Genomic DNA, 208 nt, shown 5'->3' with positions numbered 1-208 from the left:
CGCATCAAGCGTGTCATTGAGGGCCTATAGCTCAGCTGGTTAGAGCGCACGCCTGATAAGCGTGAGGTCACAAGTTCAAGTCTTGTTAGGCCCACCATTATAGAACTTAAAACTCTAATATCTAATACGGGGCTATAGCTCAGCTGGGAGAGCGCCTGCCTTGCAAGCAGGAGGTCAGCGGTTCGATCCCGCTTAGCTCCACCATCAA

The 208-nt window shown here is 51.4% G+C and carries 2 tRNA genes; both read left to right on the top strand.

Annotated features, from left to right (window positions below):
* Positions 1–20: 20 nt before the first annotated feature.
* Positions 21–97 (top strand) — tRNA-Ile (locus TEPIDINF_RS15180).
* 31 nt (positions 98–128) lie between these two features.
* Positions 129–204, top strand: a tRNA-Ala gene (locus TEPIDINF_RS15175).
* The last annotated feature ends 4 nt before the right edge of the window (positions 205–208 follow it).

It is taken from the genome of Tepidibacillus infernus, assembly GCF_048898065.1.
GTDB lineage: Bacteria > Bacillota > Bacilli > Tepidibacillales > Tepidibacillaceae > Tepidibacillus_B > Tepidibacillus_B infernus.
This window is presented reverse-complemented; position numbering and strand designations above follow the sequence as displayed.